Origin of the sequence: Streptomyces lushanensis (assembly GCF_001700515.1) — a bacterium.
Taxonomy (GTDB): Bacteria; Actinomycetota; Actinomycetes; order Streptomycetales; family Streptomycetaceae; genus Streptomyces; species Streptomyces lushanensis.
Window position 1 is genome coordinate 1 of record NZ_MAUD01000057.1, and the last position, 4,808, is coordinate 4,808.

Genomic DNA, 4,808 nt, shown 5'->3' on the forward strand with positions numbered 1-4,808 from the left:
CGGAACTACGTCCGCTGGCGGAGGCGACGGTCACGGCCGCCGCCAGCGGGGACCTGCCGGCGTACGCGGAGATCGACCGTGCCTTTCACCGCGCGCTGCTCTCGCTGTGCGGCAACGACCAGCTGGTCGACGTCGCGGACGATCTGCACCGCCGCTCCCAGTGGCCCCTGGTCAGCGCTCCGGCGGTGCGCCGCGCCGATCTGATCGCCGACGCGGCGGAGCACTCGGCTCTCCTGGACGCCCTGGAGACAAGGAATCTGACGGTGGTTCAGTCACTGGTACGGGGGCACTTCGCCGGCGCGCCCGACCGGAACCGGCCCTGAGAGCGCCCGCGAAGGTGTCATCCGCGCCGTGCGGCCTCGGCGGCCGACACCGCCGCCGTCAGCAGTTCCGCGTCGAAGAAGGTCGCGTCGGCGAGACGGCCGGCCCCCGCGTAGGCGTTCAGCATCGCCTTGGTGGTGCGCAGCGCCGCGGGCGATCTGCGGAGCAGCGGCTTGGTCCAGCGCTCCACGGTCCGGTCCAGCTCCTGTGCGGGGACGACCTTGTGGAGAATGGACAGTTCGGCGGCTCTGGCCGCGTCGAAGTTGTCGGCCGTCAGCAGCAGTTCACGGACCCGGGCGGCTCCTGCCTCGCTGAGCAGCCGTGACAGCACACCGCCCCAGGCGGGAGGCACTCCGAGACCCAGCTCCGGCATTCTGAAGCGGCAGTCGTCCGCCCCGACGCGCAGATCGCAGAAGACCGCGAGCCCGAGCCCCGCCCCGACCACGCCACCGTGCAGCCGGGCTATGGTCACCGCGTGGACGCTCGCGAGGGCGTCGCACATCCGCCGGGCCTTGTTGCCGAGGGAGTGCAGGCCCGCGCCACCGGAATGGGCGGCGAGCAGACCGGGAAACTCGCCGCGGTCGCCGCCGAGACAGAAGTCGTCTCCCGCGGCGGAGAGAATCAGCACGCGGACAGCGGGATCGCCGTGAACGGTGTCGAGTACGGCGAGGAGTTCGTCGAGAAGCGGTCCGGAGACGGCATTACCCGTCTCCGGACTGTTCAACCGCACTTTCAGGACAGGCCCTTCGTGCAGGACGTGAAGAGCCTTGAAGTCTTCCACCATGCTGTTCCTTGTGTTTTGTGCCGCTTCTTTATGGATGCCGGATCGTCAGGAAGTCGCCACTCGGAACGACTTGAGGCGTCGGAAGGCCACCCGGGGCGCGTATGTCGGCCCGTCGGCGAGACGCAGTGCGGGCATCCGCTTGAGCAGCGTGGTCAGCAGGGACGTCGCCTCCAGCCGGGCCAGCGGTGCCCCGAGGCAGTAGTGGACCCCACCGCCGAAGCTGAGGTGCGCGGCTCTGCGGCGGATGTCGAAGAGGTCGGGATCGGTGTGCTGGTCCGGGTCGTGGTGCGCGGCACCGACCATGAGCTGCACCATCTCACCGCGCTGCACGGGCATCCCGGCCAGTGTGGTGTCGTCCGCGGCGATCCGGCTGATCATGTGGATCGGCGGGTCGTAGCGCAGGGTCTCCTCGATCGCGCCCGGCATGTGCTCGGGATGCGTGCGTACCCAGTCGAGCTGGCGGGGATGCTCCAGAAGCAGCCACACCGCCGTGGCCAGCAGATGCGAGGTGGTCTCCAGCGCGGCCAGGACCACGAAGAGCGCGAGCGCGTGGACGGCGGCGTCGGCGGCGTCCTGGTCGGGCTCCAGCTCGTCCCAGGTCCGCATCCAGACCGAGACCTTGTCGTCACCGGGCGCCCTGCGGCGCTCCCGGACCAGCTCGCTGAAGTACTCCCGCAGCTGGGCCGTCGCCGCGTCCGACAGCGCGAGCTGGCTCGGGGAGGGGAACAATTCCTGGGTGAATACCTGGTCGTGTGTGAGCGAACGCAGCAGCGGATAATCCGCGGCCGGCAGTCCGAGCCATTCACCGATCGTTATTACGGGCAATTCTTCGCACACCAGCTCCACGAAGTCCGGTTCACCGTCGTGCAACTCCTCCCGGACCTGGTCGAGGAGCCGCTCGGTTATTCGGTCGATCGAATTCCTCATGGCGTCGAGGGATTTACGGTCGAACATGCTGCCCACCGACCGCCGCATCCGGGTGTGATGCGGCGGGTTGAGCATGGGCATCGTGCTCCCCATCTGGAGCGAGGCAGGTGCACTCCAGCGTGCGGCGTCCTTCTGCCGAGTACGCCACTCGTTGCCCGGCACCTGCCACGTCCGGTCCCTCAGTACCTGGTCACACAGTTTGTAGGAGGTCACCAGATGCCCGCCCCAAGGGGCGGGCATGATATTTCCCATTGCCCTGAGCTCTTTGTAGAAAGGCAATGGATTTGACTGGCCAGTCGATGTGCGCAGACGGGAGAACAGCGAAACCACAGAGCGTCGGTCGACGGATGAGGTGGCCAGGGATGGCTCCACAGCGACTCCTTCTTTCAAGAGATCACATCAGATTCGCCAACCCTGTCTACCCCTATGGTTAAACATTCATGCGAGGGTAAATCGTCCCCCATTGTTGGGCATGTCACACCTTCCACCAGGACAGGAATCCGCTCCACCAGGTACCCTTCTGCGCCGCGTGCTGCGGCTGGACCGGGGCATTTCCGAGGGTGCGGGAGGTGCTCGGCTGGGGCGCGGACGCCCTCTTCTCCCTGCGTACGGGAGTGAACCGGGCGGGCAGGGCGTTGAGCGCGCGGTGGATCGGGCCCGGCCGCCAGGACAGGCTGTTCGCGTGGACGCCCAGCTCGATGTCCGGGAGGCTGTTGAGCAGCTTCTCGATCGCCATGACCGAGATCAGCAGGGCGGGATCCTTGGCCGGGCAGGCGTGCGGCCCGGCGCCCCAGGCGAGATGGGCCCGCTTGCTGAGCGTCTGACGGCTCACGGACAGGCTCGGATCGGTGTTGGCCGCGGCGAAGCTGATGACCACGGGATCACCGGCGTCCAGCTTGCTCCCGGACAGGTCGACGTCGTACATGGGGTAGTGCACGGCGTAGTTGGCTATCGGCGGGCTGTTCCACAGGACGTCGTTGATGGCGTCCTCGACCAGCAGGCCGGCCGCGTGCTGTCCGCCGGCGTACTTGTCGTCGGAGAGCAGCAGCCGCAGCGCGCTCGCGATGATGTTCTGCGTGGGCTCGGTGCCCGCGCCGATGAGCGTGACGAGCTGGTGGATCATCTCCTCGTCGGTCAGCCGCGCCTGATGCTGCATCAGCCAGGAGGTGACGTCGTCGCCGGGCTTGGCCCGCTTCAGCGCGACCAGCTCCAGCAGCGACTCGGTCAGGACCTCGTTCGCCTTCTCCGCGTCCACGCCGTCGAAGAGACTGGAGATGCCGAAGACCAGCCGGTCGCCGATCTCGGCCGGGCAGCCGAAGAGGTCGTTGAAGACCAGCAGAGGAACCAACTGCGCGTAGTCGCTGACCAGATCGGCCTTGCCACGGCTGCTGAACTGGTCGATTAGATACGTGGCGACACGGTCGGTGTGCCGGCTCAGCCGGTGGGTGTCGATCTTGGCCAGCGACTCCGTCACGGCCTGACGGAGCCTCAGATGATCGGCGCCGTCGGAGAAGAGACAGTTCGGCCGGTACGCCATCATCGGCAGGATGGGGCTGTCCGGCGGTATCTCGCCCTCGTTGAGAGCGCGCCAGCGACGCGCGTCACGTGCGAAGGTGTCGGGGTTCTGGAGCACATGCAGCGCCGCGGCGTAGTCCGTGACGAGTGAGGCCTCCACACCCGGAGCCAGTTCGACGGGTGCCGCGGGACCGTGCTGCCGCAGATACTCGTAGAACGCCTGGGGGTCGGCGGCGAAGTCGGGTCCGTGCAGGGGCACGCTCTTGCCGCTGTTGTGGGCGGGGCAGCCCGGTGGTGGCGCCTGGTTTTCCGAGTGGGATTGCATGGCGAGCTCCTAGCTGAGGCGCGACTGGAGATAACGGACAAGGACAATGAGCGAATTCGCTGACGAACGCTGGTCGCGTGCGTCACAATTGACGAGAGGCGTCTCCGGGAGCAGGTCGAGCGCCTCCCGTATCTCCTCGTCCGTATGGCTCGGTGTGCCGTCGAAGCGATTGACCGCGATGGCGTACGGGATTCCGTAGTGCTCCACCAGGTCCATCACCGCGAAGGACTCTTCGAGGCGGTTCGGGTCCACCAACACCAATGCCCCGAGTGCTCCCCGGGACATGTCTTCCCACACCTGGACGAAGCGCTGCTGTCCAGGGGTGCCGAAGAGGTAGAGAACGAGTCTCTCGCTGAGGGTGAGACGGCCGAAGTCCATGGCGACGGTCGTCGTGGTCTTCCCCGGGGTGCCCCGGAGATCGTCCACTCCCTCGCCCGCCTGCGTCATCACCTCTTCGGTGCGCAGCGGCGGAATCTCGGACATGGTTCCGATGAACGTCGTCTTGCCGACGGCGAAGTGGCCGACGACAAGGATCTTCGCCGCCGTCTGCACTGAATTGCGCAGATATACGCCGTCATCCAAAACGGGCTTGAAGGCCATTCAGCACCTCCTCGAGTATGTGCCGCTCGACAAGCTTCGCGGGAGGTATGGGGGCACGTGTCACGAGGTACCCCTGCTCCGTGAGATCGGACAGCAGAATTTTGACGACGCCGACGGGCAGATTGGTGTGCCCTGCTATTTCGGCGACCGAGAGATAACCGCCGGCGCACAGATCCAGCAGACGGTGCTTCTCAGGATCGAGATGTCCCGTTCTGGGGCCTTCGGTGGCGACGGTGACCAGTGTGATGAGTGAGAAGTCGTCGTCATCCAGCAGATTGCGTCCGTTGGTGATGACATACGGTCGAACTAAGGGCGCTGCTTCTCGTTCCAGCTCGG

General features: G+C 66.4%; 6 protein-coding genes. 1 reads left to right on the forward strand and 5 read right to left on the reverse strand.

The features are described from left to right. A partial coding sequence (locus BFF77_RS05055; RefSeq protein WP_141698362.1) for an FCD domain-containing protein occupies positions 1-323 on the forward strand: 323 nt, incomplete at its 5' end. 17 nt (positions 324-340) lie between these two features. Here the strand turns inward: BFF77_RS05055 and BFF77_RS05060 are convergent. From BFF77_RS05060 to BFF77_RS32835, 5 genes are all read right to left on the reverse strand, one after another. Further along, positions 341-1,105, reverse strand: a complete 765-nt coding sequence (locus tag BFF77_RS05060) for an enoyl-CoA hydratase/isomerase family protein (protein WP_066944210.1) — start codon at positions 1,103-1,105, stop codon at positions 341-343. A gap of 45 nt (positions 1,106-1,150) precedes the next feature. Next, positions 1,151-2,272 (reverse strand): cytochrome P450, encoded by a 1,122-nt coding sequence (locus tag BFF77_RS05065; RefSeq protein WP_245703250.1) that lies wholly within the window; start codon positions 2,270-2,272, stop codon positions 1,151-1,153. A gap of 235 nt (positions 2,273-2,507) precedes the next feature. Then, entirely contained in the window at positions 2,508-3,872 is a 1,365-nt protein-coding gene (locus BFF77_RS05070) for a cytochrome P450 (RefSeq protein ID WP_066944214.1), read from the reverse strand. Positions 3,873-3,881: 9 nt separating this feature from the next. Then, the gene (locus BFF77_RS05075) at positions 3,882-4,472 is read right to left on the reverse strand and encodes a GTP-binding protein (protein WP_066944216.1); all 591 of its coding nucleotides are present in this window, start codon (positions 4,470-4,472) and stop codon (positions 3,882-3,884) included. Continuing rightward, the coding region (locus tag BFF77_RS32835; RefSeq protein ID WP_245703252.1) for a DUF742 domain-containing protein at positions 4,447-4,808 on the reverse strand (362 nt) is incomplete at its 5' end. The genes BFF77_RS32835 and BFF77_RS05075, both read right to left, overlap by 26 nt.